This is a genomic window from Stappia albiluteola (genome assembly GCF_014050225.1).
GTDB classification, from domain to species: domain Bacteria; phylum Pseudomonadota; class Alphaproteobacteria; order Rhizobiales; family Stappiaceae; genus Hongsoonwoonella; species Hongsoonwoonella albiluteola.
Genome location: NZ_JACFXV010000065.1, coordinates 57103 through 82724 on the forward strand (window position 1 = coordinate 57103; position 25622 = coordinate 82724).

Annotated in this window: 30 protein-coding genes; 9 read left to right on the top strand and 21 right to left on the bottom strand. The window is 63.0% G+C overall.

What is annotated here, in order from left to right:
* Positions 1-210: 210 nt before the first annotated feature.
* Both H2509_RS18090 and H2509_RS18095 read right to left on the bottom strand, forming a co-directional pair.
* Complete coding sequence (locus tag H2509_RS18090) at positions 211-2424, bottom strand: diguanylate cyclase (RefSeq protein ID WP_182167869.1); 2214 nt, start codon at positions 2422-2424, stop codon at positions 211-213.
* Positions 2425-2659: 235 nt separating this feature from the next.
* Positions 2660-3139, bottom strand: a complete 480-nt coding sequence (locus tag H2509_RS18095) for a YcgN family cysteine cluster protein (RefSeq protein ID WP_182167870.1) — start codon at positions 3137-3139, stop codon at positions 2660-2662.
* Between the two features lie 374 nt (positions 3140-3513).
* On the opposite strand from H2509_RS18095, the gene H2509_RS18100 reads away from it, so the two are divergent.
* The 3 genes from H2509_RS18100 to H2509_RS18110 are packed head-to-tail and all read left to right on the top strand — an operon-like array spanning position 3514 to position 6889.
* Positions 3514-5622: a transglycosylase domain-containing protein gene (locus H2509_RS18100; RefSeq protein WP_182167957.1), complete on the top strand. Its 2109-nt coding sequence runs from the start codon at positions 3514-3516 to the stop codon at positions 5620-5622.
* The gene (locus H2509_RS18105; RefSeq protein ID WP_182167871.1) at positions 5619-6335 is read left to right on the top strand and encodes a DUF1214 domain-containing protein; all 717 of its coding nucleotides are present in this window, start codon (positions 5619-5621) and stop codon (positions 6333-6335) included. The genes H2509_RS18100 and H2509_RS18105 overlap by 4 nt, the downstream gene beginning before the upstream one ends.
* On the top strand, positions 6332-6889 hold the full coding sequence (locus tag H2509_RS18110; protein ID WP_182167872.1) for a DUF1254 domain-containing protein: 558 nt from the start codon (positions 6332-6334) through the stop codon (positions 6887-6889). Before H2509_RS18105 ends, H2509_RS18110 begins: the two co-directional genes overlap by 4 nt.
* Before the next feature lie 6 nt (positions 6890-6895).
* Here the strand turns inward: H2509_RS18110 and H2509_RS18115 are convergent, their stop codons facing one another.
* Both H2509_RS18115 and H2509_RS18120 read right to left on the bottom strand, forming a co-directional pair.
* Positions 6896-7756 carry a hypothetical protein gene (locus H2509_RS18115; RefSeq protein WP_209002049.1) on the bottom strand — a complete coding sequence of 287 codons (861 nt, stop codon included), beginning with the start codon at positions 7754-7756 and terminating at the stop codon, positions 6896-6898.
* 13 nt (positions 7757-7769) lie between these two features.
* The gene (locus H2509_RS18120; protein ID WP_182167873.1) at positions 7770-7982 is read right to left on the bottom strand and encodes a hypothetical protein; all 213 of its coding nucleotides are present in this window, start codon (positions 7980-7982) and stop codon (positions 7770-7772) included.
* A 485-nt stretch (positions 7983-8467) separates the two neighbouring features.
* On the opposite strand from H2509_RS18120, the gene H2509_RS18125 reads away from it, so the two are divergent.
* On the top strand, positions 8468-9607 hold the full coding sequence (locus H2509_RS18125) for a DUF2336 domain-containing protein (protein WP_182167874.1): 1140 nt from the start codon (positions 8468-8470) through the stop codon (positions 9605-9607).
* A gap of 10 nt (positions 9608-9617) precedes the next feature.
* Here H2509_RS18125 and H2509_RS18130 read toward each other — a convergent pair whose 3' ends face one another.
* Entirely contained in the window at positions 9618-9953 is a 336-nt protein-coding gene (locus tag H2509_RS18130; protein ID WP_182167875.1) for a DUF1491 family protein, read from the bottom strand.
* 176 nt (positions 9954-10129) lie between these two features.
* On the opposite strand from H2509_RS18130, the gene H2509_RS18135 reads away from it, so the two are divergent.
* The gene (locus tag H2509_RS18135; protein ID WP_182167876.1) at positions 10130-10462 is read left to right on the top strand and encodes a YnfA family protein; all 333 of its coding nucleotides are present in this window, start codon (positions 10130-10132) and stop codon (positions 10460-10462) included.
* Positions 10463-10506: 44 nt separating this feature from the next.
* Here H2509_RS18135 and H2509_RS18140 read toward each other — a convergent pair whose 3' ends face one another.
* Together H2509_RS18140 and H2509_RS18145 are read right to left on the bottom strand one after the other, a co-directional pair.
* The gene (locus H2509_RS18140) at positions 10507-11259 is read right to left on the bottom strand and encodes a peptidoglycan-binding domain-containing protein (RefSeq protein ID WP_182167877.1); all 753 of its coding nucleotides are present in this window, start codon (positions 11257-11259) and stop codon (positions 10507-10509) included.
* A gap of 109 nt (positions 11260-11368) precedes the next feature.
* Positions 11369-13165, bottom strand: coding sequence for a sensor histidine kinase (locus H2509_RS18145; RefSeq protein WP_182167878.1), 1797 nt, complete (start codon positions 13163-13165; stop codon positions 11369-11371).
* 450 nt (positions 13166-13615) lie between these two features.
* On the opposite strand from H2509_RS18145, the gene H2509_RS18150 reads away from it, so the two are divergent.
* Complete coding sequence (locus tag H2509_RS18150) at positions 13616-14098, top strand: DUF5330 domain-containing protein (RefSeq protein ID WP_182167879.1); 483 nt, start codon at positions 13616-13618, stop codon at positions 14096-14098.
* 181 nt (positions 14099-14279) lie between these two features.
* Complete coding sequence (locus H2509_RS18155) at positions 14280-14732, top strand: SufE family protein (protein ID WP_235975093.1); 453 nt, start codon at positions 14280-14282, stop codon at positions 14730-14732.
* Between the two features lie 12 nt (positions 14733-14744).
* On the opposite strand, the gene H2509_RS18160 is transcribed toward H2509_RS18155, so the two are convergent.
* Both H2509_RS18160 and H2509_RS18165 read right to left on the bottom strand, forming a co-directional pair.
* Positions 14745-15251 carry a DUF6456 domain-containing protein gene (locus H2509_RS18160; RefSeq protein ID WP_182167880.1) on the bottom strand — a complete coding sequence of 169 codons (507 nt, stop codon included), beginning with the start codon at positions 15249-15251 and terminating at the stop codon, positions 14745-14747.
* Positions 15248-15673 (bottom strand): helix-turn-helix domain-containing protein, encoded by a 426-nt coding sequence (locus tag H2509_RS18165; RefSeq protein ID WP_182167881.1) that lies wholly within the window; start codon positions 15671-15673, stop codon positions 15248-15250. The genes H2509_RS18160 and H2509_RS18165 overlap by 4 nt, the downstream gene beginning before the upstream one ends.
* Positions 15674-15877: 204 nt before the next feature.
* Here H2509_RS18165 and H2509_RS18170 point away from each other — a divergent pair, with 204 nt between their 5' ends.
* Positions 15878-16129: a hypothetical protein gene (locus H2509_RS18170; protein ID WP_182167882.1), complete on the top strand. Its 252-nt coding sequence runs from the start codon at positions 15878-15880 to the stop codon at positions 16127-16129.
* A gap of 62 nt (positions 16130-16191) precedes the next feature.
* Here H2509_RS18170 and H2509_RS18175 read toward each other — a convergent pair whose 3' ends face one another.
* From H2509_RS18175 to H2509_RS18230, 12 genes are all read right to left on the bottom strand, one after another.
* On the bottom strand, positions 16192-16608 hold the full coding sequence (locus H2509_RS18175) for a MucR family transcriptional regulator (RefSeq protein ID WP_182167883.1): 417 nt from the start codon (positions 16606-16608) through the stop codon (positions 16192-16194).
* A gap of 359 nt (positions 16609-16967) precedes the next feature.
* Positions 16968-17315: a monovalent cation/H(+) antiporter subunit G gene (mnhG, locus tag H2509_RS18180; RefSeq protein WP_182167884.1), complete on the bottom strand. Its 348-nt coding sequence runs from the start codon at positions 17313-17315 to the stop codon at positions 16968-16970.
* A complete protein-coding gene (locus H2509_RS18185; RefSeq protein ID WP_182167885.1) occupies positions 17312-17668 on the bottom strand; it encodes a cation:proton antiporter in 357 nt (118 codons plus the stop codon). The genes mnhG and H2509_RS18185 overlap by 4 nt, the downstream gene beginning before the upstream one ends.
* The gene (locus tag H2509_RS18190) at positions 17665-18141 is read right to left on the bottom strand and encodes a Na+/H+ antiporter subunit E (protein WP_182167886.1); all 477 of its coding nucleotides are present in this window, start codon (positions 18139-18141) and stop codon (positions 17665-17667) included. Before H2509_RS18190 ends, H2509_RS18185 begins: the two co-directional genes overlap by 4 nt.
* Positions 18138-19718: a Na+/H+ antiporter subunit D gene (locus H2509_RS18195; RefSeq protein ID WP_182167887.1), complete on the bottom strand. Its 1581-nt coding sequence runs from the start codon at positions 19716-19718 to the stop codon at positions 18138-18140. Before H2509_RS18195 ends, H2509_RS18190 begins: the two co-directional genes overlap by 4 nt.
* A gap of 2 nt (positions 19719-19720) precedes the next feature.
* Positions 19721-20098, bottom strand: coding sequence for a Na+/H+ antiporter subunit C (locus H2509_RS18200; protein ID WP_182167888.1), 378 nt, complete (start codon positions 20096-20098; stop codon positions 19721-19723).
* A complete protein-coding gene (locus tag H2509_RS18205; RefSeq protein ID WP_182167889.1) occupies positions 20098-20517 on the bottom strand; it encodes a Na+/H+ antiporter subunit B in 420 nt (139 codons plus the stop codon). Before H2509_RS18205 ends, H2509_RS18200 begins: the two co-directional genes overlap by 1 nt.
* Positions 20514-22907, bottom strand: coding sequence for a putative monovalent cation/H+ antiporter subunit A (locus H2509_RS18210; protein WP_182167890.1), 2394 nt, complete (start codon positions 22905-22907; stop codon positions 20514-20516). The genes H2509_RS18205 and H2509_RS18210 overlap by 4 nt, the downstream gene beginning before the upstream one ends.
* Before the next feature lie 242 nt (positions 22908-23149).
* Positions 23150-23830 (bottom strand): DUF2270 domain-containing protein, encoded by a 681-nt coding sequence (locus H2509_RS18215; protein WP_182167891.1) that lies wholly within the window; start codon positions 23828-23830, stop codon positions 23150-23152.
* Positions 23831-23987: 157 nt separating this feature from the next.
* Entirely contained in the window at positions 23988-24281 is a 294-nt protein-coding gene (locus H2509_RS18220; RefSeq protein ID WP_209002050.1) for a hypothetical protein, read from the bottom strand.
* Positions 24281-24616, bottom strand: a complete 336-nt coding sequence (locus tag H2509_RS18225; RefSeq protein WP_182167893.1) for a helix-turn-helix domain-containing protein — start codon at positions 24614-24616, stop codon at positions 24281-24283. The genes H2509_RS18220 and H2509_RS18225 overlap by 1 nt, the downstream gene beginning before the upstream one ends.
* The gene (locus H2509_RS18230; protein ID WP_182167894.1) at positions 24613-24996 is read right to left on the bottom strand and encodes a hypothetical protein; all 384 of its coding nucleotides are present in this window, start codon (positions 24994-24996) and stop codon (positions 24613-24615) included. The genes H2509_RS18225 and H2509_RS18230 overlap by 4 nt, the downstream gene beginning before the upstream one ends.
* A gap of 182 nt (positions 24997-25178) precedes the next feature.
* Between H2509_RS18230 and msrB the strand changes: the two genes are divergently transcribed.
* Positions 25179-25592: a peptide-methionine (R)-S-oxide reductase MsrB gene (gene msrB / locus H2509_RS18235; RefSeq protein ID WP_182167895.1), complete on the top strand. Its 414-nt coding sequence runs from the start codon at positions 25179-25181 to the stop codon at positions 25590-25592.
* Positions 25593-25622: the final 30 nt, after the last annotated feature.

Here is a 25622-nt window from a genome sequence, read left to right on the forward strand (position 1 = left end):
TTGCGGGATTCTCGTTGCCGGCCTTGCCGGCGGAAGCCGGACGACAAGGCCCGACCGATCAGGATTCGCGATGGGGAATCGCAAAGCTCCATTTAGGTCAGCGGAGATTAAATACGACGAATGCCCCTTGCCGCAACCACTGTCATGACGCGGGGATCAAATGCCGGGTGTTCGTCGTCGGCGGCGGGCGGCAGGCTCGGCTCCGACGGATCAGTCGCCCCAGAGCCTGTGCTTGTTGCCGATCGGCTTGAGCAGCGTATCGACTTTCGCGGCATCGGCGACCACGACCTGATTGCGGCCCCGGTCCTTGGCCTTGTAGAGCGCTGTGTCGGCACGGCTGAGCACAGCGGTCACGCCTGCATCGGACTCAAGGACCACGGCAACGCCGACGCTGATCGTCACGCTGGTGCACATGTCGCCATCGAGCTGATGGCAGGCCGTGACGGCTTCGCGAAGCCGTTCGGCGGCGGCTGTCGCCTCTTCAATGGAGGTGGAAGGCAGCGCGACGCAGAACTCCTCGCCGCCGATCCGTCCGAAAATGTCGTAGGGACGCAAGACCTGCCGGATCTGGTTCGCGACTTCCTGCAGAACCCGGTCGCCGGCGAGATGACCCAGCGTATCGTTGATTTCCTTGAAGTGGTCGATATCCATGATGGCGAGGGCGAAAGGCATACCCGTCCGCTTGGCCCGCGCCATTTCCTGCTCGGTGCGACGGATGAATTCGCGCCGGTTGAGGACGCCGGTCAGATCGTCGGTCGTGGCGAGCCGGCGCAACTCCGCCTGAGCTTCCTGCAGCTGGCGGATGTCTCGCTCGCGGCCGATTTCATGAGCGATCCAGTCGGAGAAAAGCCGGAGGATCTCCTTGTCCGTGTCACCGAAGGGCTTGCTGCGCGGCAGGGAGCTGCAGAAGCAAACCGTGCCGTAGGTCTCGCCGTCGACGACAAGCGGCGCGCCGATATAGGCCTCCAGAGCCATTTCCTCGTAGCTCGGGAGCATCGAAAAGTCGGACAGGCCGGCGAATTCCACCGCCAGCGGCGCGTCGGCGGCAAGCACCTTTCCGCAATACGTCCTGTCGGCAGGCCGCTTCTGGCCCGCCTTGAAGGCCCCGTCCTGACTTACTGCGAACTCCACCTCGTGCTCGTCGCCTTCGACCCTCGCGACGAGACCGTTGGCAAGTCCGAAAGCCTCCGAACCCAGCCTCAGCACCGCCTCGATCTTCTGTTGCGCGTCGAGTTGGCGGCTGGAGGTGATGGTATAGAGCCCCTGCAATACCCGCTCGATGGTCTTCAGGTGCGAGATGTCGGTTGCGTAGACGAAGACCGCTTCCACCTGACCCTTGTCGTTGAAATCAGGAGTGTAACAGACGTCGACGTCGCGGGTGATGCCGTCGGGATAGTCGAGTGTGGCGATAAAGCGCTGTACCTCTCCCGCGCAGGCGGCATCGAAATAGGGCCGGACCGTGCGCATGAAATCGGCGGCGACGAAATCGCCCATCTTGCGGCCGATGAGATCGTGGCTGGTGCGGCCATACCACAAGGCGCCGAATTCATTGACCGAACGGATCGTCTGGTCCTTGGCAAGTTCGCCGATGAAGCAGGGCAGGCTATCATTGAGTACGCGAAGCCGCAGCTCCGCCTGCCGCGCCCTCGCCTCGGCCTGCTTGAGCGCCGTGATGTCTGTGCGCACGCCGGCAACGCCGCCGTCGCGGGTCCGTCTCTCGTTGACCAGAAGCCAGCGACCGTCGGCAAGCTGCTGCTCGACGGGCGCGGGGCTGGGGCTTCTGTGGGCAGCCAGCCTATCCTCCAGCCAGGCCTTGCGTGAGCGGCCGCCAGTCGACACCTCCCCGGCTTCCAGACCTTGCATCAGGATGTCGCGGAAAGGCGTGCCGGGCACACACAAGCCCGACGACCTTGGATAGAACTGCCGGTAGCGTTCGTTGCACAGCACCAGCCTGTCATCTGCGTCGAAATAGGCGAAGCCTTCATTCAGGGATTCAAGGGCCTCCTCCAGGCGATTGAGCGCGGAGGACTTCTCGGCCTCGAGTTTCAGTTGCCAGGTCATGTCGCGCGCGATGACCACATAGGCCCGAACCTCGCCCTTGTCGTCGCGCAGGGCCCCGCTGGTCACGTCGACCCTAAAGACATCGCCGGACTTGCGGCGGCGCGCGGCGAGTCTCAGGCGATCGCCGCCGACCGCCCCCTCTGCGGCATCGCGCCACGCCGCAAAGCGTTGGTACTCGTCCTGCGAAGCATAGAGAAACGCGGGATCGCGGCCCACCATCTCGTCGGCGCCATAGCCGAACATCTTCTCGGCCGCATGGTTGACATAGATGATGCGGCGATCCGCACCGGTCACGAAGACCGCATCGTCGAACTCCGCAAAAAGCGCAACGAGCGTGGCCGTCGAAACCTCGAGGTCCTGCATGAAAACCCAACACCTTCGAATATTGTTCGAATCGACAATAGACCGCAGGTTAGGTCACGGTCCATTCACAGCCTGTTCGCGAAAAAAGCCCGGAACACACTCCCCACGAACGATATCGCCGCAGGATTGGAAAAGCGCTTCAATGTCAACGTATTAAGCGCTTATCTGCTTTCCGGTTCGGCGCGTCCCGATCGGGAAATGCCCCAGGCAGGACATGCGAAACCGATAATGGGATTTACTTAAAAGAGTCTTCGTTCACCCATGTGATCACGAATTCTTCATATTCCTCGACCGGAATGTCATCTTCCGGCACGGTTCTTCCCCGTACCGAGACTCCGGCCTCATGCACCGTACCGGGGTCCTTCGAAACAAGCGGATGCCACCAGTAAAGATCCTCGCCTTCCGCCACCAGGCGATAGGCGCAGGTGGGCGGCAGCCATGTCAGGCTGCGCACGCTTTCGGGCGTCAGCGGCAGGCAATCCGGCACCTTGGCGATGCGGTTCGAATAGTCGCGACAGCGGCAGGTATGCGGGTCGAACAGGGTACAGGCGATGTTCGTCCATACGATCTCGCCGGTGTCCCAGTCTTCCAGCTTGTTGAGGCAGCAGCGGCCGCAGCCGTCGCATAGCGATTCCCACTCCTCCGTATTCATTTGCTCAAGCGTCTTCGTCTTCCAGAAGGGCTCGACCCGTGACGCTGTTTCGTTGCTGTCCATTCCCGTTTCCCGATCGAAGCCTGCTGCCCGCTTGCGGCTTGCCTGTCCTTGCGCGGCCCCGCCGTGCCGCACCTGCCTGCATCAATTCCGCATTGCAAGCGCAATGTTAAACTTTTGCAGTGTCTCATGGATGCGAATAAGGCGAACTTGTGATGATGCGTACGACACACATTTCGACTATCATTTTATCTTCATTGTGAATTCGAGAAAATGGCGGCCCTTGAAAGGCGGCGGCCCATGGCAGTCAGTGGCAGGCAGGCGGGCGTAAGGTGAGTGTAGACGGAGTACCCCCGAAGCAGAATGCGGGCCCGGATTGGCCGCGAGGCGAACGCCCGTCGTTTCCCGTTCGGGTGCTGCGCGCCATACGCCGCACCATGCTGGGCTTCGACGCATGGCTCGACACCACGCTCTGGCGGGTACTGACGGCGCTCAGGCGAGGCGTCGAGGGCTATTCCACCTTCCTGAAAAAGTTCCGCGCGCGCGGCTTCGGACGGGTGGCTGCGGAACTTGGTTCCGACGCGTTCACCTTTGGCCTCGGCGGCCTGGTCGTGCTGCTGACTTTCGCCTTGCCCGCGTTCGAGGAGACCGCGCGGGCCGACTGGCGCACCACCGAGGACTTTTCCGTCACCTTTCTCGACCGTTTCGGCAACGAGGTGGGCCATCGCGGCATCTTGCTGAACGACACGGTACCGCTGGAGGATCTGCCGGACCATCTGATCAAGGCGACGCTGGCGACCGAGGATCGCCGATTCTTCTATCATTTCGGCATCGACGTGATCGGCACGTTCCGCGCCATGGCGGAGAACCTGCGTGCCCGGACGGTGGTGCAGGGCGGCTCGTCGCTGACCCAGCAGCTTGCCAAGAACCTGTTCCTGTCCAACGAGCGAACGCTCGAGCGCAAGATCAAGGAAGCCTTCCTGGCGCTGTGGCTGGAAGCGAACCTCACCAAGCGCGAGATCCTGAAGCTGTACCTCGACCGCGCCTATATGGGCGGCGGCACCTTCGGCGTTGCGGCTGCGGCAAAATTCTATTTCAACAAGAACGTCCGCGACCTGTCGCTGGCCGAATCCGCGATGCTGGCGGGCCTCTACAAGGCCCCGACGAAATACGCCCCGCATGTCGACCTTCCGGCGGCGCGCGCCCGCGCCAACGAAGTGCTGACCAACATGGTGCAGGCCGGCTTCATGACCGAGGGCCAGGTGATTGGCGCAAGGCGCAATCCGGCGCTTGCCGTCGACCGCAGCCAGGAGACGGCTCCGGACCACTTCCTGGACTACGCCTTCGAAAAGCTCAAGGAACTGTCGCGCACGCGGCCCGAGCTTGCCAGCGACCGGATCGTGACGGTACGCACCACCCTCGATCCCGGCCTGCAGCGGCAGGCTGAGCGGGCGATCCTTTCGACGCTGCGCCAATATTCGGACCAATATGACGTCGAAGAGGCCGCCGTTGCGGTGATTGTCCCGGGGTCGGGTGCCGTGCGCGCCATGGTTGGCGGCAAGAACTACGGCGCCAGCCAGTTCAACCGCGCCGTCGACGCGTTGCGCCAGCCCGGCTCGTCCTTCAAGCCCTTCGTCTACATCACCGCCTTCATGAACGGCTACACCGCCGCGTCCGTGGTGCCCGACGCACCGATCACCATCGCCGGCTGGAGCCCGCGCAACTATACCCGCCGCTATGCCGGCCCGGTAACGCTGAAGACGGCGCTCACCAAGTCGTTCAACACGGTGCCGGTGCGCCTTGCCCAGGCGATCGGCCGGGAAAAAATCGTCGAGAACGCCTACAATATGGGCCTCACCCATGAGCTGAAGATCGGCAAGGCCTTGCCGCTCGGCGTTTCGGAAGTCCGCGTGATCGACATGGCGGCGTCCTACGCGAGCTTCGCCACCGGCGGCTTCAAGACCACACCCAATCCGATACTTGAGGTGAAGAACTCTGCCGGAACCGTCATCTACGATGCCGAGCGCGACGCAACGCCGCCCCGCAGGGTTCTGGATGAAATGGCGGCAAGGGAAATGAACGACGTGCTCCACAACGTGGTGGAGAACGGCACCGGCCGGCGTGCCCAGGTGAAGGGCGTCATCGCCGCCGGCAAGACCGGTACCACGCAGGCCTATCGCGATGCCTGGTTCGTCGGCTACACAGGCAATTTCGCCGCAGCCGTCTGGTTCGGCAATGACGACTTTTCGGCCACCAACCGCATGACCGGCGGCTCCCTGCCGGCGATGACATGGCAATCGATCATGGAATATGCCCATCAGGGCATCGAGTTGAAACCGCTGCCGGGCGTCGACGAAGGACCGGCGTTCGCGACTGCCGAAGTGGCCAGCGCGGATGGCGTTGCCGCGGGCAGCCGGCCGCGCCTGCTGCGCGAGCAATCCATGGCCGTGCTGAAGGAGATGGGTGACAGGCTGAGCCGGATCGAACAGGCCGAGCAGGCAGACAGGCGCGCCGAGGTTCCAGCAACAACGACGGTGACCCGGTGATCGCAGCACTTGCTTCAAGACTGGGCGGTGCCGAGCGTGGAAGGCGCGGGGCAATCCTCCGGGCCCGCAGGTTCGATCCCGAAGCGAGTTGGGCGCGTCCCGACCGCAAGCCGGCGATCCTGCGGACGCGAAAGCCATCGCTGACCGCGAACCTGTTCTTGCTCGTCGTGGCCGCACTCATATTCGGCTTCGGCGCAAGCTATCTGGCGGTGGAGACCGACGCGCAGTTCGGTGCCATGCAACTGGGTGTCTGGCGCGCCTATCCGGCAAGCGGCACGCCCGAGGCCGATCCCTATTCGGCGGCCGTCTACGCACGCACCGGCCGCATTCCTCTGGCCGGCGGCGAAGGTCTTGCCTTTACCGCCGAGCGCGACAGTTCGGACGAATTGCTGAATCCGGCCTGCGACTACACGATCGAGGGCAATACGGCGCCTGCAAGGCTATGGAGCCTGGTGGCGCTTGACCGCGCCCACCATCTCGTGCCGACGACTGCGGGCCGCACAGTGCTGACCAGCCAGCATCTGCTGCGCCGGCCCGATGGCAGCTTCGCCATCACCTCTTCCCCTTTCGCGCGCTCCGGCAACTGGCTGCCGACCGCGCCGCTGGCCAGCGGCCTCGTCTTCGTGCTGCGCCTCTACGACACGCCTCTTTCCACCGGTACGGGCGTGGCGGAAGTCGACATGCCGGCGATCATCCGCGGACGCTGCAGATGAAATCGCCCCTCCTTGCCCGCCTGACCCTGATTGGCCTTGCCGGCTTCTTTGCCGGCGGCATCATCCATATCTTCGTCATCTTCAGCATTCCCTCCTTCGTGCCGGACGTTGCCTATGAGCGCATCGGCAGGCTCGGTGCGACGGAAGGCTTCGTGCGCCTCGCATCCGTCACCGCAGGCGCGGAACCGCTGCCCATGCTGGATCCGGCCATGGCCCATGCCGCCTGCCGCTATGAGCTCGCCGACGGGCCGGTGCGGCTCGACGCGGAAATCGACGCGCCCTTCTGGTCCTTCGCACTGTTCAACCGGCGGGGTGAAACGATCTACAGCTTCAACGACCGCACCTCCGGCACGGGCAAGCTGGGCATGCTGGTGCTCACCCCCGAACAGCTCAGCGTCTTGCGCGAGCAGCCGCCGGCCGATCTGGAAGACCTGATCGTCATTGAAACCGATGAGGAGGATGGGTTCGCGCTGTTGCGCGCCTTCGTTCCGAACGACTTGCGCCGGCAGACGATCGAAGCCTCGCTCGACGCCGCACGCTGCGCCCCATTGTAGGGGCGCCTACTTCTTGTAGACGGGCCCTTCCGTGCCCCAGCCGTTATAGATGCGCGACCGTCGGGCCTGCGCTTCCTGACCGTAGCGGTTTATACCCTTACAGCCCTTTTCCAGGAACAGGATCTCGCCCGCCAGCCGCTTCCATGCCGAATTGGCATCCCAGACACGCTCCTCGGACGGGGTTTCGATCTCCAGCGCATCGATGGCGTAGCGATAGGACTTCAGCCGGTAACGGAGGGAAAGCTTCGCCCAGGCGATATACTGACTGTTTTCCCAGACGCGGGCCTGCGCACCGGCAAGCTCTTCCTGCGTGGTGACGCTGCGCCGCCCCAACGCCCGCAGCCGTTCCTCGTCGGCCGCCGTGACGCGCTCGGCCACCTCGCAGAAGGGCAGCACCAGATCGGCGTCGCCCTCCGCGTCGACGGCCACGCGGTCATAGCGTGCGTCGCTCGACCGATACTTGTCGGAGCGCAGGTATTTGTAATAGCGACTGGGATCCAGGTTCTGGTCGCTCTCCGGCAGGACCCGAGTGCGGATGAGCTCGACACGCGATCCCTCTATCCAGTCCTCCGACGAGGGCGGACGGATCAGCGTCCAGCCGCGATCTCGCAGCAGCTCCTCGTCATTGGTCAGGTTGAACTTGGAAACCGGTTCGCCGCGGCCGCGCGCCGCCTCGTCGCCGATGAAGGGCAGAACCTTGTCGTGAATGACGGAGGGAGCCGCCCGGTCGAAGTCGCCTGTGGGGCGGCTGCAGGCGGCGGCAAGGACCGCAAGCGACACGAAAGCGAGCCGGAGTGCCCCCTTCCTGCCTCGACCGGTATTGCGCGCTTCAGCCATCCGCCCTTCTTCCGAAAGAAGCGGTGGCATGTTCCGATCCGGCCTAAAAGGAAAAGCCCGGATCGCGCTCCTGCCCCGCCAGCACTGTCTTATCAGTGTTGCGCCCGATTCGGACACTGAGATCAAGCGTATGCCGTTCGATGCGCACACCCGGGAAGACGACGACTTCGCCGCGCGGAGCGTTTTCGCAATTGCGGCGTGGCCGCGACCAGCGCCTTACCCGGTGGGCCGAGGTGAATTCCAATACAGTTCCCATCGCATCCTCCTATTCGATCTTCCCCGGCGGCTTTGCGCCAGGGACCCCGTCAGGTGACGCCGTACGAGACTGACATAAGGGAATGAGACGGCAGTTATAGTTAACAAGAACTTAATATCTGCACGTCTTTGATAATGAAATACTACATGTTTCGCGCATCCCTTGTATCCGGTCGACTACCAACTGTCGCAAATTGCAATTTCCCGGGAATTTTAACCACGCGTTTATACTTACCGCTGCCACCGCTCGGAAAAATTTGCCGTTTACGATGCGTTATCTTTAACGAATTGTAAGAAATTCCCGCTCAATTCTAAGGACGGGGCATCGGGCGTGCCTGACCGTTGGCTCCTCGGGAAGAGGCGTCTTGCGGAAGGAAGCCTGCCGCGGCCACCTGTCGTTTGCGTATCGAGCCGGTCAGATCCTTGTCGTCCTACCCGAACCCATCGCCCGACGAACCCCCTCGCCGACCCGCTGCGGAAGACCGCGTGAGGGAAGCGGAAGGCGCGGCGCGCGCCAAGGTGCTGCTTGCCGCCGCCGAGCTCTATGCCTCCCGTCCCGCGCATGACCGGGCCGAGCGCGGCATCTTTGCCGAGTTGGCCCGCCAGATGCTGCCGGAAACCGGCGTCGAGAGCCGCCGCCGCATTGCCGAGTTGCTGGCAGGCGCCACCGACGCGCCCGCCGAAACGCTGTCGCAGCTTTGCCGCGACCCGGATCCACTGGTCGCCGGCCCGATCCTGGCCGAGGCGGCCGCGCTCAGCGAATGCGACCTGATCCAGGCGGTCGGGCGCGGGCCCGAACCGCTGCGCATGGCAGTTGCCGACCGAGACGACCTCACGGACGCGGTGGTGACAGCGCTATTTGCTCAGGCTGATGCCGAAACGTTGCGCCACCTGGTAGAACGGCTTGAGGACGGAGCGATCCCCTGCCTGGCCGGGAACGCCGAAGTCATCCCGGCTGAAGCGCTGGCAGCGCTTGAAACACGGCCGGAACTGCTGTCTGCCCTTGCAGCCGAACTGTCGGCGATCCGCGCGCTTCCAGCTTCGCTGCTCTTCAACCTGTTTCTCGAACTCGACCATCAAGGCAGGATGGAGGCGATCGCGGCCGCACAGGCGCGCGCGCTGGCAGAACTTGCGCGGTCCGCGAACGCTCAGCCGCTGCATGCCTTCTTCAAGCCTGCGGTGTTGGACGCGCTGGTTTCGGCGGCACTTTCGGGCGGCTCGGCCGCCTTCGCATCGCATCTGGCCTACGTGCTGGCGCTTCCGGCGGAAACGGCGGCGCGGATTGCAGACGACAATACCGGCGAGGCGCTAGTGATCTGCCTGCGGGCGCTTGGCGTCAATGACGGTGACGTGGCGCGCATTCTCGTCCGTCTGCTCGGCGTCCGCCTTACCCTCGACGAATTGCGTGGGCTGCTCGCCCTGCACGAGCAGATATCGGCCCGCGCCGCAATCCTTCTCGTCACAAGCTGGAACGGCGGCGCTCTGCCCGAGGTTGGCAAGCGCGAAGAGGCTGCCATGCACGACACCGTCTATTCGGGCGCGGCACGCATCGGGACGGAACTCCGGACGGCACCGCGATCCCAGCGGGAGGAAAGCCTGTCTCCCCTGCGCCGCGGCGCGGGTTGATTCAGAAGCCTTAATCCATATCGAGGTAGGCGCGGCCGTTACGATCCTCGATCTCGACCACCCAGAAATCCGGATCGATCCGCGCCTCGCGGACGAAGCGGGCTTCGACTGTTTCCCGGTCGCATTTTTCCTGCAGCCGTTCGAAGAGACGCCCGCCGGTATCGGCATCGATCAGCATGGTTTGCGGCGCCGGACCGTAAAGATCATAGGTACCGTCGAGCCTGTCGACCACGAGGAAGATCGCGCCGGCTTCCCTTGCGCCGCGCCGCCGCACGACGGCATAGGCGCCTTCCGCGAAGCAGCGCCGCACATGGGCGCCAACCCAGAAATCCGAAGTAAGCCGCATCCGTAAGTCCCGTTGAAGCGCGTCGCGCAGGCAACGCGAAGATAGGCAAGGCCGGCGGCGGCCGCCATCCTTGATTTGCAGGCGGCCTTCTGCATCCATCGTCGCAACGCCGAGAGCGATTTCCGATCGATGGAGATCGACTGAGCGCCAGAAACATACGCCATGCGAGGAAGCCCATGATGAAGACGATCGCCGCCTATGCGGGAGCCGCCCTGGCGGAAATCGCCGGATGCTACGCCTTCTGGGCATGGCTCCGCCTTGGCAAGTCGGTCTGGTGGCTGGTGCCGGGCGGCCTGTCGCTGGCGGTTTTCGCCTATTTGCTCACGTTCGTGGACAGTATCGCAGCGGGTCGGACCTATGCGGCCTACGGCGGCGTCTATATCTTCGCGTCGCTCGCCTGGCTTCGCATCGTTGAGGGAATGCGTCCTGACCGCTGGGACGTGATCGGAGCGGCAATATGCCTGGCCGGCGCGGCCCTGATCATCGCCGGACCGCGGCCACCGGTATGAAAGCGCGGCAAGACGGTCACCCCGTTACTCGCCCTCCGGTGGCATCACTCCCCGAGCTTGCGGCCGCTCAGGTTCTCAAGTTCGGCGAAAACCCGCTCTGTCATCTCGCCCGTGACTGGAAGGCTGCGGTCGATCTCGAAACGCCGGATCGCATCCGCCGTCTGGTCGCCGAAAATGCCGTCGATCTCCAATGGGCCGTAGCCGAGATCCGCCAGGAGCTTCTGTAGCTGGAGGACCTGGGTGTCGCCCCTTGGAGCCGGCACCGGCTCGCTCGGCGCACCTGCCACGGACCGCGGAGAGGCCTGGGGCACGGGTACGACAGGCTCCGCCGTGCGGCCGTCGAAATCGAGCGCCAGGCGGGCCAGAAGCGCCTCGTCGATCCGCCCGGTATCGGGCAATCCGCGCGAGCGCTGATAGGCACGCACCGCGCGCTCTGTCGCCGGGCCATTCAGCCCGTCGAGCAGGCCTTCGTAGAACCCGAGGCGGCGTAACTCTATCTGCACGTCCCGCACCAGCGGGGCTGCAGAAATGGAACTGGTCCTGACGGAAATGAGCCGCTCCTGCGCGGCCTTCTCCACCGGGCGTGTGGCAAAGAGTGGCGACGGGTGCGGTCCGGCCTGAAAGCTCGTTGCATTGGCGATGATGAGGCCCGCCGTCAGCGCCATGACCAACCAGCCGCCGGCAGCGACCGGATTGTCCGCTGCGAAGCTGCCCAGACGGCGCGCGCTCCCACGGCCGCGCTCGTAGGAGCCCAGAGCGCGGGGATCATCCTTAACTTTGGATACCCGTCTCGCCATTCAGTCCTCTTCCCGTCGATCCGGATTACCTAACGTTGAGTCATTTCAGCGCCGAATCGCAAAATCCTCACAACCTACCCGAACGACCTGCACCTCGATGTGAACTTGCTCAGGCGATCCGGCGCGCCGGAATAGCCCCCATTGCCGATGTGGCAGCGTGTGCGGCGGCCGGCGTGTGGCCAGCCGGACGCGGCAGCCGGATGGTGACAGCGGTGCCCTTGCCGAGCCTGCTGTCGAAAGTAACCTTGCCACCATGCAGTTCGGCCAGTCCCTTCACCACGGACAGGCCCAGGCCCGTCCCCTCGTGGCTGCGGTTGTAGCCGCCATTGACCTGGAAGAAGGGCATGCCGAGCCGCTTGAGATCGCTTTCGGCGATACCGATCCCGCTATCCTCGACGCGGATGACGAGATCCTCCCGCTCCAGCCGTGCCGAAACCAGCACTCGCCCGTCCTTGTGGGTGAATTTCACCGCATTGGACAGCAGGTTCAGGATGATCTGCTTGCAGGCCCGCCGGTCGGCCGGGAACTCGCCGAGAGAGGGCGATATATCCGACAGGAGGGCGATTCCGGCCTTGTCGGCCGCACCCGCCATCATCTTCCGGCAGCTTTCCACGCAATGCCCGACATCGAAGGGCTCGACAGACAGCTCGAAATTCCCGGTTTCGATCTTCGACATGTCGAGGATATCGTTGACCACCTGCAGCAGATGGCGGCCGGAATCATGGATGAGGTCGATATATTCCAGCGACTTCGCCTGATCCTGCATCAGATGCGGCGAATGGCGCAGCAGGTCGGAAAAGCCGATGATGGCATTGAGCGGCGTGCGCAGCTCGTGGCTGACATTGGCGAGGAACCGCGTCTTGGCCGCGCTTGCGGCTTCCGCCAGCTCGCGCGCTTCGGCCAGCGCCGCGTCCTGTATCTTGCGCTCGGAAATGTCGCGCAGGACGGCAACGACCGCACCGCCGATGCCCGGAACCTTTTCTTCCACGCAGCGCGCATTCATTTCCAGCCAGGAATATTCCGGCCGCTCGCTGTTACCGCCGCCGCGCTGCACGCGGAATTCGATCGTCGAGGGAGCGGCAAAACCGCAGGCGTCGGAGATCGCCTTCAGGAACGCAGGCCTGTCGGCCACGTGCACGCGCTGGAACAACCCGCGACCAAGCATTTTTACGCGCGACAGACCAAGCGCCGCCTCCACGGACGGCGAAACGAACAACACGCTCCCATCCGGCTCGTGCAGCGTGATGACATCGTGAACGTTTTCGGCAAGCAGGCGGTATTTCGCCTCGCCTTCGTCGAGAAGCGCCCTGCCCTGACGCTGATCCCAATCGACCCTGAGCGCCAGCAGGCCGGCATAGGCAAGCGCGGCCACCGAGGAAATGCCCTCGAGGCCGAAACCCGGAGCCCCGCCCTGCGCAAAGGAAAACTGCGGAACCGCCGCGAAGGGGGCAAGGCCAAGAAGGACTATGATGGTAGCCGCCGCCAGCGCCACCACCGCAATCACCTTGCGCGAACCGGAGAGCGCCGCTTCCAGCGGCGCGATCGCCAGCCAGACGATGGCGAAGGAATGCGTGCCGCCGGTCAGCGCCGCAACGCCGCCGATGAATGCGGCGAAGAGCAACGCGGAGGCCAGATGAGCCCCGGCCAGCGACCCCGACCTCGACAACAGCATGGCGACGGGGATCTGCGCGGCTAGCCAGGCCGCGACAAGAATGAGCGGCAGCGTGATCGGCCCGACCAGCGCGAGCGCCAACGGCAACACCGACAGTGCCAGAACGCCGCTCGTCAGCCCGGTGAGGATGAAAGCCCGGTGGCGGGCGAACTCCCGTCGATCGTTGGCAACGTTCGGATGAACGAGGCCGTCAAGTACCCGGACCACCGGACCAAGAGGGACAGAACTACGCAAACTCATCACCAGGTTCGGAACGCCGGATCCGATAGCCTACGCGTCAGATTGCGCCTGACGTCGAAAGGCCGTTCGGCTTGCCGCCTCCAGACTGCTGCCCCCATACGCAAAGTTGCGTACGGCGGAACAACACCCGCAAGACAGGCAATGTCACCTTCCATGCTTGCACCAACGGTTTAAGGAACGATGAAACCGCAACAACCGGCGTACGCGAGGCCATTTACCGCCGTGAAACCTTCCGGAAGGGGCGCTCGAATGGAAACGATTAAAATTTGAATCTTTTTTTCCGAAAATACGTCGCGCATTTGAGGAAAATCCTCACGCCCGGCGAAACGGCATCTTTCTTCCTCTTCGCTACAGTGCCTCCCAACAGCGAGCGAGACAGCCGGGAAACCGGCGGGACGCGAAAAGAACGCTGAAAGACGACAACTCGATCAAGGGCGGCAAAAAATGTTCTTTCTTCTCAGAACGGCATTCTGGATCGGACTGGTCATCCTTCTTCTGCCGATCGATACCGGTGACAACGGCGACAGTTCCGCGAGCATTTCGCCGGTCGAAGCTTTCGTCGCCGCGCAATCGACCGTAAGCGACATTTCCGGCTTCTGCAGCCGCAATCCGGCCACCTGCCAGACCGGCGGCCAGGCGCTGCAGGCCTTCGGCGCGAAAGCGCGCGAAAGCGCCCGCCTCGTCTACGAATACCTGGACAGCGCCACCACCGAACCGACCGGACAGCAGGCCTCATCCGGCCAGGGTACCCTTTCGGCAAGCGACTTCGAGGCGGAATGGATCGCGCCCGAAAGTCTCGAACTGCCGACGATCACCGGTTCGATCGCCGTCGAGCCTGCTCCGCAAGCTGGTCTGGAAAAGGCACCGTCATCCGAGGCGGTGGCCCTGCCCACGCCCAAGCCCGCCAACCGCGAGCGCAAAGCCTGAGACACCGGCGTCTGCGAATTTCATTCAGCCGAACTGGCGGTCTATCCGCCGCGCTGCGGGCCGTTCCTGCCCTTAAGGCCCGCAGCGTTTCTCTTTTTTCATGATCCTGCAATTGCGGCCGTCATTTGCATCCGGCCGAACAATAGCTATATGACCGGTCAGATAGAAAACATCGCACCAGATGAAGAGACACAACGGTCACATGGCGGCGCAGCTGGACGAAATCCTTGAGAACTTCGACTTCCTGGACGACTGGGAAGACCGCTACCGCTATGTCATCGAGCTTGGCAAGACGCTGCCGGAGTTTCCCGACGAAGCTCGCACGGAGGAAAACAAGGTGCGCGGCTGCGTATCGCAGGTCTGGCTGACGCGCACGGTCGAACCCGACGCGTCCGGCGCGCCGGTCATCAGCTACAAGGGCGACAGCGACGCCCATATCGTACGCGGGCTGGTCGCCATCGTCCTGGCCGTTTTCTCCGGACGAACCGCGAGGGAAATCATTGAGACCGATATCGACGCATTGTTCGACCGCATCGGCCTTCGCGAGCACCTGACGCCCCAGCGCTCCAACGGGCTCAAGGCAATGGTGGAACGCATTCGCAGCGATGCCCGCATGGCGCTGACGGCCGCCTGACATCATTCCATACTACTTCTTCAATCCGTAGTGGCGGGCCAGCCGATCCAGCGCCAGGGTAAGTACGAGCTTGGCCGAACGCGCGGGCCAGCGGCGCTCGCTCTCCACCGTTTCCAGCCCTTTCAGGAAACAACAGACGTCGACCAGGACGCCGGAAAGTTCCGGCCCGACGGTGGCAAGCGCCCTCTCCACCCTCGCCCTTGCATCCAGCGTCTCGTCACTCAGATCCCTCAGCCCCTTCGACCCGCTATCCGTCTTCGGCTCGCCCCAGCGCATCGAGGCAAGGCCGGGGCGGATTGCCGCGAAGCTGTAGTCGCCGCGAAGCCGCTCCCCGGCTTCGAACTGAGCCGCGTCGATGAGCGGCTTGCCGGCCTTGCCCTTTCGGAAATGCAGCCAGGCCAGCGGACTTTCCTTCAGGTTGACCATCGCCGAATGCCGGCCGCCGCGACCGTCGGAAAAGTCCCGTAGCACACGCACCTGATGCTGCATTCGCACCCCCTCGCCCGCAGCCGCAGTCATTGACCGGCCTCCGGCCCGGCGACCGCGGTGGCAAGCACCTTCAGTCCGGCCCCGACAGCCTCTTCCAGGCTTGTCGTTAGCAGATCGAAAGCCGGATCATCCCGCTTGTCCTCCACCAACCGGCATGCATACGCCGCAGTCGTCCGGTCCCGCCCGAAACGCCTGCCGACATCGGTCAGAGACATGCCAAGCACCACGTGCGCAAGATACATCGCGACCTGCCGGGCCTGCGCAACTTCGGCACGCCCTCGCTGAGGCGCATGAAGAGAAACGCCCGGCAGTGCGAACACCGCCCGGACACAGCCCTCGATCACCGGGATCGGATCAATCGCTGACGCCCCCGCATCCCCCGCGCGCAGCCCGCAGATCGCTCCGGGGATCGCGGGGGTGACCGCCTGCCCGGGCTCAAACTCGACCCTCATCTTCAACGCTCCTTGAATAGGAATTTTTTCTCATATTAGAAGGAGCAAATGCCGCACGGGGATAACTTAAGCGCGATCCCGAAAGCCGCCCGCCCATTGCCTCAAAATCATCCCCGGGCGCTCCGGGCATGCCATTCTGGTTACATGCAAGGCATTGATAATAATCACAGCATGGAAATTGCAGAGGCTGCGGGAAGCGGCGTCATGGGCGACGCAAGCCGCCCCGGTGCATGCCCGTCACGAGCCCTCTGCGATCCGGTTGCCGCCGAGCAGGACGCCCCTCCGGTTCAGGCGATTTCAAAACTCGAAAGGGCCATTGCCGCCGAGCGGCAAAGGGGCAAGGACGGGCACTGGAGTTTCGACGCGAACCGGTTGATTGGCCTGATGCTGGCTCTGGAGCGAGCCGCGGGCGCGAAGACCGGCCCGACACCGGGCGGCAGGACGAGACAGGACTGAAAACGAAAACGCCGCGCTCGGGGCGCGGCGTCTCTTGCTTGTTCCGTATCGCTAAGACGCGATTACTTGCCGCGCTTGCGCTGCTGGCCGAGGCCCATCTTCTTGGCCAGCTCGGAGCGGGCCGAAGCGTAGTTCGGCGCAACCATCGGATAATCCGCCGGCAGGCCCCACTTCTCGCGATACTCTTCCGGCGTCATATCGTAATGCGTACGCAGATGGCGCTTCAGCGACTTGAACTTCTTGCCGTCTTCCAGGCAGATGATGTAGTCCGGCGTCACCGACTTCTTCACCGACACGGCCGGCTTAAGCGGCTCCGGCTCCTGCTCGACCGGCGAGCCGCTCGTACGCTGCAGGGCCTGGTGCACCTCGTTGATGAGGTTTGCAAGATCGGAAGATGCCACTGTGTTGTTGCTAACGTAAGCGGCCACAATATCTGCCGTAAGATCGATCAGATTGTCCCCGGCAATAGCGTCGGTCATTTTCTCACCCGTGATTTCTATTTAGTGTGCGGTCATCCAGAGCCGAAGAAAGCGACATTAATACATAAGAAGACAACATTTCGACGATGTCTGTCCCGTTACTTTCCGTCGATTCCTTCAAGCTAAACTCATGCGTCGTATATAAGGGAGGCTCTGCTAACTAACAAGCCGAAAAAACAAGTTTTCGACCCTACTATCGCGTCATTTTGAGGAATTCGAATAATCAAATTGAAGCTTTAAAACTATGTTTGCCACTTTAAAAGCCAGTAGCGACACTATCATCAAGTGTGCGCGAGCGATTCGCGCCATCGTGAATTTTCGCGAAAAAGCGCAGTTTTTCTAGCCTGACAGCCGGAAAATCAGACTTTCGTCTCATCTTCAGGCTCGGCCAAAGCGTCGATTCTCGTGTCCGCACAAGGCTTGTAGCCCACCTCATAGGCGGCTTTGGCGAGCAAATGTGCCGCTACGGGAGCGGTGAGAAGAAAGAAGACGACACCGGCGGCAGCGCGAGTAATCACATCGATTTGATGCGCATGAATAGCTAGTGCGATCAGCATAAGGCCGGAACCCAGTGTGCCGGCCTTCGAGGCTGCATGCATGCGCATGTAGACGTCCTTCAGCCGGATGATGCCAATCGACGCCACCAGAGAAAAGAGCGCGCCGATCACCAGTACGATACCGACGAGAACCTCGAAAAAATCGTTCATTGGCCGGACTCCCTGCGCAGTTCGCTTTCCCTGATTTCCGCCATCACCGTGGCGTCTCCCGCCATGCCGCGGTTGAGCACGAAGCGGGCGAAGGCAACGGTGGCAAGGAACCCGACCAGGCCGAGCGCGATGGCTATATCGATATAAAGGTAGTAGTCCGTGTGCACGCCGATCGCGGCAATGAAGCCGATACCGACGGCGACCAGCATGTCGAGCGCCACCACCCGGTCCGGCAGTGTCGGGCCGCGCACGATACGGATGACGATCAGCAGCAGCGAGATGCTGAGCAGCGCCAGCGATACGCGCACGCAGACATCGAGAAAGGCGGTTGAAAGGTCCACTCCGTCGATCATCGGAAAGCCTCCAGTATCCGCCGTTCGAAGGCGTTCTTGATGTCGTCGATCGTCGCCTGCGGGTCCGGAACGTCGATGCAATGGACATAGATCGTCCTGCGGTCGTTGGAGACGTCGACAGACAGGGTACCTGGCGTCAGCGTGATCAGATTGGCAAGCATCGTGATCTCGAAATCCCGGTCGACCGTCAGCGGATAGGCGATAATGCCGGGCTGCAAATCGATCTTCGGCCGCAGGACGATGCGCGCCACGCGCCACGCCGACAGCACCAGTTCATAAAGGAAGATCAGCGCGAGACTGCCAACCTTGTAGGAGCGGGAGAAATAGCCCGCCGTGCCGACCTGCTCGCGGATCAGGTAGAGCACAAGCGAGCCGAGCACGAAGCCGAAGCCCAGATTGACGATGTCGAAAGTGCCTGTCACCGCGCCCCAGGCGAGCGCCAGCAGGATGTTGATCAGAAAAAGGCCGGTCATAGGCTGCCTCCGAAGACGGCGCGCACATAGCCAAGCGGATCGACGAGACCGCTCGCTCCACGTCCCGAGATCTGGAAGAACGGTTCAGGCAAAACACCAAGCAGCACCACGAGGGTGAGCAGCACGCCGAGCGGCAGCCAGACGGCCGCGCGCGTGAGCACCGGGTCAGCCGCAGGCAGGGCGACCGCGCCGCCGTCCACCGTCCCCTCGGCGCCACCCCGCCAGAAGGCGAAGACCCAGACGCGCCCGACGGCGATCGAGGTCAGCAGGCCCGTGAGCAGGATCGTGCCGGCGAGCCAGCCGTGACCCGTGGCAAGGGCAGCATCGACCAGGATGACCTTAGGCCAGAAGCCGGAGAAAGGCGGCAGGCCTGCGACGCCGAAGGCAAGCACCAGGAAGACGGCCGCAAAGGCGGGGCTTGCACCGTAAAGGCCGCCGAGCTTGCGCAACGAATAGGAGCCGCCCATCGAATGCATGATGCCGGCGGCCATGTAGAGCGCCGTCATCACGATCACCGAATGGATCGCGTAGAAGATGGTGCCCGCCACCGCCGCGGTGGTGCCGATGGCGAGGCCGGCCAGCATCGAGCCGATGCCGGAAATGACCAGATAGCCGAAAAGCCGCCGAATGTCGGTCTGCGCCAGCGCGCCGAAGATGCCGGTGATCATGGTGGCGATTGCGACCAGCGCGATCACGTCGGTCAGCGCAATCCGGGCTTGCGGCATAAGCAGGATGAAAATGCGCAGCAGGGCGTAGACACCGACCTTGGTCAACAGGCCCGCAAAGACGGCGGAAACGACGATGCGCGGCGTGTGATAGGACGCCGGCAGCCAGAAATTGACCGGAAAGGCCGCGGCCTTCATGCCGAAGGCGAGCAAATAGAGCACGGCGATGGACGCAAGCGGGCCGGTGAGCCCGCTTTCGCGCGTCTTGATGGCAATATCGGCCATGTTGAGCGTGCCGAAAAGGCCATAGAGCAGGCCGGTCGAGATCAGGAACAACGTGGTGGCGATGATGTTGAGCACCGCGTATTTGACCGCGCCGTCGAGTTGCTCCTTTTCATTGCCGAGCACCAGCATGCCGAAGGAGGAAATCAGCAGCACCTCGAACCAGACATAGAGATTGAAGATATCCCCGGTCAGGAAGGCGCCGCACACCCCGGTCATAAGCAGCAGCAGGAAGGGATAGAACCCATAGCGCCGCCCGCTGGTATCGATATCGACTGCGCCGTAGATGCCAGCCGCCAGCGCCACGATGGATGCCGTCAGCGCAAGGGCTGCACCGGTAATGTCGGCGGTGAAGGCGATGCCGAAGGGCGGCAGCCAGCGGCCCATCACCATGTTGACAACGCCCTTGTCCAGCACATGGACAAAGAGGCCGCCGCAGGCCAACACAAGCAACGTCAGGAAGAGGATCGCAACACGGGGCTGCGCCTCGGTGTTCTTGCGCGCCATCAGGCAGATGGCGCCACCCAGGATCGTCAGGATCGACGGCGCCACCACCAGCCAGTCGGCGGGCAAGGTGGGATCGATGACGATCGCCCGGGCGAGGTCCACGCCGGTCGCGGGAGTAGCCATGATCAGTATCCTTGCGGCGGAGCGGCATCGCCAACCGGCTCGGCGACGCGCATCTCGTTGGCATCGTCGGTGCCGAGTTCCTGATAGGCGCGGAAGGCCAGCACCAGCAGGAAGGCGAAGAAGGAGAAGGAAATCACGATTGCCGTCAGGATAAGCGCCTGCGGCAGCGGATTGGCGGTCGCCTCCAGCGGCGTCACGGCCTCCGGCGGAATGACCGGCGGCACTTCGCGCGTCAGCCTGCCCGACGTGAAAATCAGCAGGTTGACCGCATTGCCGAGGATGCCGATGCCGAGCAGGATGCGCACGATCTGCCGCGACATGACCAGGTAGACGCTGACTGCAAAGAAGAGCCCGATCAGGATGGAGAAGGTGGCTTCCATCAGTCGCTCTCCCTTTCTTCCAGCCCCAGCGCGATCGAGCCGATCGCCCCGACAACGACAAAATACACGCCAATATCGAAGAACATCGGCGTCGACAGCGGCACCTCCACCCCGAAGGCGTGGATATAGAGCCACTGGCTGGTCATGAAGGGCTGGCTGACGAACAGCGACGGCAGTCCGGAAACCGTGGCCAGGAACAGCCCGAAGCCTGAAATGGTCATCGGATGGAAACTGATCGCCCGGCGAACCGCAGCCACACCGCAGGCAATACCGTAGATGGCGAAGGCGGAAGCGGCGATCAGTCCGCCAATGAAGCCGCCGCCGGGCTCGTTATGACCGCGCAGCAGCACGAAGATGGAAAACAGCACCATCAGCGCGGCGAGATAAGGCGCGATCGTGCGGAATATGACCGTCCTCATGACGCTGCCTCCTTATGCTTGATCGCGGGCTTCACCGGTTGCTCCGTTGCCGGCGCCACATCCTCGCGCTGGCGCCTTGGGCGGACGCGGATCAGTGCCAGCACGGCAAGGCCCGTTACCATGACGACCGAGATTTCGCCCAGCGTATCGAAGCCGCGGAAGTCGACGATGATGACGTTGACGATGTTGCGGCCATGGGCGATTGCCCGGCTGTACTCGGCAAAGAAATCAGAGAGCTTGCTGTCGAAGGGCAACTCGGTGATCTGCATCAGCAATGCCCCGAAGCCGAAGCCGATGGCAATCGCGATTGCGCCGTCGAAAACCCGATGGACGACCCGGCGGTGGTCGCGCGGGGCGAGATTGAGCCGCGTCATCACCAGCGCCAGGATGACGACCGAAAGCGTCTCCACCATGAACTGGGTGAAGGAAAGATCCGGCGCGCCGAAGAGCATGAAGATCAGCGCCACCGCGAAGCCCTGGATGCCGAGCGAGACGATTGCCGTGAGCCGGGTGCGCGCGGTGAGTACGGCGACCAGACCAGCGGCGGCGATCGCAAGCACCGTCCACTCATAGAAACGGAAATCCGGCACCGACGGGACCTGCGGCCACGAACCGGTGAGTGCTGGAGGAACCAGAAGCGCTAGCGCTGTGACCGCGAAGGTCAACACCAGATAGACCTGCAGCCTGCCGCCCTGCACGATGCGGGTTACGCCAGTCGAGAGGCTGACGATGCCGGCAATCGCCTGGTCGAACCCCTTGTCCGGCCCCCAACCTATGGCCTGAAGCAGCCTGAACATGGCATGCCGCAGGGCATCGAGGCGGAGATAGAGAGCGACGCCGAGCGCAATCGTGATCAGCGACAGGAACAGCGGCGCACCGATGTGTGTGGGCATGAGATGCAGGTTGAGGGCGTGGGCCTCGCCGAGGATCGAGCCGACCGTGGGCCCGATCAGCGTCTCGCCGGTCCAGTGAGCGGTCAGGGCGAACAGAAGCCCGAGGATGGAGAGCACGACCGGCCCGGCGATGAGCAGTATCGGCCCCTCATGCGCATGCTTCGGCGTCTCAACCTTCACGCCTGTGAAGGGACGAAGCGCAACGGCGGCGGCAATGACGAGCATCAGGGCGTTACCGACGACGGCAGTAGCCGTCAGCAAGGCGGACGCGCCGCCTTCGCCCCAGATCCCTTCATAGAGATATTCCTTGGCGATGAAGCCGATGAAGGGCGGCAGGCCCGACATGGAAAGGCCCGCAAGACAGGCGGCGGCAAAGGTGATCGGCATCGCCTTGCGCAAGCCGCCGAGACGGGTGATGTCGCGCGTGCCGGCTTCGTGATCGATGGTGCCGGCGACCATGAAGAGCGCGCCCTTGAAGAGCGAATGGGCGAAGAGATAGAGCGCCGCGCCTTCGATCGCCTTGTCGATGCTGGTGCCGGTCAGCATGACCAGCAAGCCGAGCGAGGCGACGGTCGTATAGGCGAGCATCAGCTTCAGGTCGGTCTGGCGCACGGCAAGCAAGGTGCCGACGATCAGCGTCGTGCCGCCGAACAGCGGCAGCACGAAAGTCCACAGCTCCGTATCGCCCAGCACCGGCTGGACCCGCATGAGAAGATAGACACCGGCCTTCACCATGGTCGCGGAATGGAGATAGGCGGAGACGGGCGTTGGCGCTTCCATGGCGTTGGGCAGCCAGAAATGGAAGGGAAACTGCGCCGACTTGGTGAAGGCTCCACCCAGTACCAGCAGGAAGACGACGGGATAGGCGCCACTTTCGCGCAGCAGGTCGCCGCTGGCCAGCACCGCCGACATGTTGGCCTCGCCCGTGAGACCCATGATCAGCAGGAAACCGGCGAGCAGCGCCAGTCCGCCGCCGCCGGTGACGACCAGCGCCTGAAGCGCCGCCCGCCGCGAAGCCATACGCAGATGGTCGAAGCCGATCAGCAGGAAGGAGGTGATCGACGTCAGCTCCCAGAAGACGAAAAGCGTGATCAGGTTGTCGGCCGTCACAAGGCCGAGCATCGATCCCATGAACATGAAGATGAAGGAGAAGAAGCGCCCCTGATGCGGATGCCCCTTCAGGTAGCCGCCCGAATAGAGGACGATGAAAGTGCCAATGCCGGATATCAGCAGCGCGAACAGCGAGGACAATCCGTCGATATAGAAGGACAGCGTCAGCCCGTAGCTCGGCGCCCAGTCGGTGGACGGGGCGAACACCGCCCCTTGCGCGACAAGGCCGGCGAGCCCCGCGAAATGCAGGAAGACCACCGCCGGCACGATCGCCAGTACCCAGGCTGCATTGTGCTTGAGATGGCGGGTCACGGCAGGGGCGAATATTGCGGCCACGAAGGGCGCCAGGACGGCAAACAGTGTCGCCTCGGGTCCGAAAAGTGGCATGAGCCTCCCCTGCGCAAGTGAGTACGGCACGAATCAGCAAAAGCCGATCGCGAATTGCTTATTATGTTGCCTCGCTTAAGTCATCGCTGACATATATGTGCGAATGCGCAGGGGCAAGGGGGTTTGGCTGTCGAAGTAGTGACTGAGAGGTCGCAATCGGTGATTTGGCCACAACAGAATAGCGCCGGCGCCAGGCTGCATTGTTCTCGCTGGAGGAGCCCGGAGACAGCGAAAGCCCGCCCTCACCCCATGCCGCTGGTGCTCGGCGTCCGCCCGAAACGGATGCGATCGTGCCACTCGCTCCACACGGCAATGCCCAGCCACGCGACGACATAAAGCAGGCCCATGGCGACCATCACTTCGCCGGGAATGGGGCCGACATCGGCGCGGCGCCAGAACTGCTCGAGGCTTTCCAGCGCCGTGGGATGCACGATCAGCTTGCCGACATAGGCGACCGACTGGATCAGCAGGATCCAGAGATAGTTGCGGCGGATGCGGCGGCCGACGGCGGTGAGGAAGGAAATGTGGTAGTGCGGGTGCCAGTAATCATGCGCCAGCACCTTCTGCCAGTTCTCCTCCATATGCAGGTCGCCATCGTCAAGCATCGGTGCGTAGAGATGCTTCTCCATCCAGCGCGCCCTTGCCCGCCAGACGTTGAAATAGCGGTAGCGGCGCGCCTCCAGCACCAGGAAGAGCATGATGAGAATGCCTACCAGCACCAGAGGCAGCGGCGAGGCGTTGGGTGAGGAGAAGGTGATCGACAGGGCGACGCCCAGCGTCACCACCGCCCAGTTGGTGGTGGTGTCGAGCCGCGTGCGCCAGATCGTGCTGCGATAGACTTCCGCACGATACAGATGCGCGACCGCGCCCAGCTCGGCACTGGTGAATTTCCGCGCCTGCCGGATTGCGTCACCCTCGGCCATCGCGTCCTCCCCGCGCCAGCCTGCATGGCCTTATTTTACAATACCATTTTTCTGCGCGATAGCTGCCGGCGCATGAGGAGGGTGCGCAGCCGGAACATTCATCCCGGAGCGACTTCCTGGCCTTCAGGCAACCCAGCCCCAAGGACGGGAAATCGCTCTACCCGAAAACGCGCCACCAGGCGGGTATGAAGAGTAGTATGTAGCCAAGGAACAGGCAGATCTCGTCGCTTCGCCGCCAACGCCCGGCATCTTCCTCGCGCTGCGTCTTCAACTCCTTTGCAATCGAGTCGAGGACGCTCTTGTCTCCCCGTTCCTCGCGCCCACGGATCAGCAATACGATCCGGTTCACAGCCTTCTTGCGGGAGTTGAGTGAGAGCGCAGGCACAGAAAGCGCCAGTATACCCAGTGCGCTCATGACATTCTGCGTCATGGTTGCGGTGGCGGGATCCATCACAGAACCGCCACCGCTATGGGCCCGTTCTCCTCGGCCGCCTCCTCCGGCTGCCTGAGTTCCGGCTGGAACTCGATCCAGACGCGAGCCTTGCAGGCGGCGGCGTATTTCTGCAGCGTCTCGGTCTGCGGCATCGGCCCCGTCGCCGACTCGATCTTGGAGACATGCGACTGGCTCAGGCCCGAGAGTTCCGCCACCTCGACTTGCGTCAGGCCCGCCCACTTGCGCATCGCGCGAACGGCAAGCGCAAGATTCCGCTTTTCCGTGTTGCGCTCGAAAGACTCGCGAAGTTCGGCATCCTCGGCAAGCAGCCTGCGCTTGAGGTCGGTCGTCATGGTCTTGGCTCCCAGGTCGGGTTCATCAGGTTGCGATGCCAGATGGCGAGGCGACAGGCTGCCGCGCAGGCATTTGCCGCGCCGACGGCGCCATGCAGCATCACCGATGGCGGGCTTCCGTCGCCGAAATCAATCGACAATGCCAACTTCGCCCTCGGGCATTGCGGTATCGCCACTGCGTAGACCTCGAAGCGGTTGTCGAGCAGCCCGCACCGTTCGTCGAGATCCGGATCGTTCGACTTCAACTCCTCTTCGAGCATCAAGACGTTTTCCTTGCACGCCATCGTCAGACGGCGGATGGAATCGATCACCGTCTGCGCACGCTCGTCGTCGAAAGGAAGATGGATCGCCCGATCTTCGTACTTCTTATATATACTCATGAACATATTCCGTCAAATATATATTTTATGAACGATGCGGGACTGCCGAGAACCTGAAATACGCCGCCCCGTTTCAACTGTACGTCATCTCCCCTTCCTTACCACGCCGCGCCTCTTGCTCGAACGTGCCTGCTTGCTACTTCTCTAATCCCGAGACGACTTGCGCATGTTCAGGAGTCACCATGAGCAACACCAACAACCGGACCAAAGTGGTCAAGACCGATGCGGAATGGCGTGAGCAGCTCACGCCGGAGCAGTTCCACATCCTGCGCAACGCCGGCACCGAGCGCCCCTTCACCGGGCCCTTCCTCGACAACCACAAGCCGGGTCTCTATTCCTGCGCCGGCTGCGGACAGCCGCTGTTCCGCTCCGATGCCAAGTTCGATTCCCATTGCGGCTGGCCGAGCTTCTTCGAGCCCGCCTCGGCGGAGGCCATGACCGAGCTCCGCGACACATCGCATGGCATGATCCGCACCGAGATCCGCTGCTCGGGCTGCGACGGCCATCTCGGCCACGTTTTCCCGGACGGGCCGCGCCCGACAGGCCTGCGCTACTGCATCAACGGCCACGCCCTGACCTTCGATCAGGAAGGCTGAACCGGAAATCTCCATGAAAGACCGGGGCCG

Excerpts from the sequence above, each read along its gene's own strand:
- H2509_RS18090 (WP_182167869.1), bottom strand. The coding sequence starts at position 2,424 with ATGCAGGACCTCGAGGTTTCGACGGCCACGCTCGTTGCGCTTTTTGCG.
- H2509_RS18095 (WP_182167870.1), bottom strand. The coding sequence starts at position 3,139 with ATGGACAGCAACGAAACAGCGTCACGGGTCGAGCCCTTCTGGAAGACG.
- H2509_RS18100 (WP_182167957.1), top strand. The coding sequence starts at position 3,514 with ATGCTGGGCTTCGACGCATGGCTCGACACCACGCTCTGGCGGGTACTG.
- H2509_RS18110 (WP_182167872.1), top strand. The coding sequence starts at position 6,332 with ATGAAATCGCCCCTCCTTGCCCGCCTGACCCTGATTGGCCTTGCCGGC.
- H2509_RS18115 (WP_209002049.1), bottom strand. The coding sequence starts at position 7,756 with ATGCCACCGCTTCTTTCGGAAGAAGGGCGGATGGCTGAAGCGCGCAAT.
- H2509_RS18120 (WP_182167873.1), bottom strand. The coding sequence starts at position 7,982 with ATGGGAACTGTATTGGAATTCACCTCGGCCCACCGGGTAAGGCGCTGG.
- H2509_RS18130 (WP_182167875.1), bottom strand. The coding sequence starts at position 9,953 with ATGCGGCTTACTTCGGATTTCTGGGTTGGCGCCCATGTGCGGCGCTGC.
- H2509_RS18135 (WP_182167876.1), top strand. The coding sequence starts at position 10,130 with ATGATGAAGACGATCGCCGCCTATGCGGGAGCCGCCCTGGCGGAAATC.
- H2509_RS18140 (WP_182167877.1), bottom strand. The coding sequence starts at position 11,259 with ATGGCGAGACGGGTATCCAAAGTTAAGGATGATCCCCGCGCTCTGGGC.
- H2509_RS18150 (WP_182167879.1), top strand. The coding sequence starts at position 13,616 with ATGTTCTTTCTTCTCAGAACGGCATTCTGGATCGGACTGGTCATCCTT.
- H2509_RS18155 (WP_235975093.1), top strand. The coding sequence starts at position 14,280 with ATGAAGAGACACAACGGTCACATGGCGGCGCAGCTGGACGAAATCCTT.
- H2509_RS18160 (WP_182167880.1), bottom strand. The coding sequence starts at position 15,251 with ATGACTGCGGCTGCGGGCGAGGGGGTGCGAATGCAGCATCAGGTGCGT.
- H2509_RS18165 (WP_182167881.1), bottom strand. The coding sequence starts at position 15,673 with ATGAGGGTCGAGTTTGAGCCCGGGCAGGCGGTCACCCCCGCGATCCCC.
- H2509_RS18170 (WP_182167882.1), top strand. The coding sequence starts at position 15,878 with ATGGGCGACGCAAGCCGCCCCGGTGCATGCCCGTCACGAGCCCTCTGC.
- H2509_RS18175 (WP_182167883.1), bottom strand. The coding sequence starts at position 16,608 with ATGACCGACGCTATTGCCGGGGACAATCTGATCGATCTTACGGCAGAT.
- mnhG (WP_182167884.1), bottom strand. The coding sequence starts at position 17,315 with ATGAACGATTTTTTCGAGGTTCTCGTCGGTATCGTACTGGTGATCGGC.
- H2509_RS18185 (WP_182167885.1), bottom strand. The coding sequence starts at position 17,668 with ATGATCGACGGAGTGGACCTTTCAACCGCCTTTCTCGATGTCTGCGTG.
- H2509_RS18190 (WP_182167886.1), bottom strand. The coding sequence starts at position 18,141 with ATGACCGGCCTTTTTCTGATCAACATCCTGCTGGCGCTCGCCTGGGGC.
- H2509_RS18195 (WP_182167887.1), bottom strand. The coding sequence starts at position 19,718 with ATGGCTACTCCCGCGACCGGCGTGGACCTCGCCCGGGCGATCGTCATC.
- H2509_RS18200 (WP_182167888.1), bottom strand. The coding sequence starts at position 20,098 with ATGGAAGCCACCTTCTCCATCCTGATCGGGCTCTTCTTTGCAGTCAGC.
- H2509_RS18205 (WP_182167889.1), bottom strand. The coding sequence starts at position 20,517 with ATGAGGACGGTCATATTCCGCACGATCGCGCCTTATCTCGCCGCGCTG.
- H2509_RS18210 (WP_182167890.1), bottom strand. The coding sequence starts at position 22,907 with ATGCCACTTTTCGGACCCGAGGCGACACTGTTTGCCGTCCTGGCGCCC.
- H2509_RS18215 (WP_182167891.1), bottom strand. The coding sequence starts at position 23,830 with ATGGCCGAGGGTGACGCAATCCGGCAGGCGCGGAAATTCACCAGTGCC.
- H2509_RS18220 (WP_209002050.1), bottom strand. The coding sequence starts at position 24,281 with ATGGATCCCGCCACCGCAACCATGACGCAGAATGTCATGAGCGCACTG.
- H2509_RS18225 (WP_182167893.1), bottom strand. The coding sequence starts at position 24,616 with ATGACGACCGACCTCAAGCGCAGGCTGCTTGCCGAGGATGCCGAACTT.
- H2509_RS18230 (WP_182167894.1), bottom strand. The coding sequence starts at position 24,996 with ATGAGTATATATAAGAAGTACGAAGATCGGGCGATCCATCTTCCTTTC.
- msrB (WP_182167895.1), top strand. The coding sequence starts at position 25,179 with ATGAGCAACACCAACAACCGGACCAAAGTGGTCAAGACCGATGCGGAA.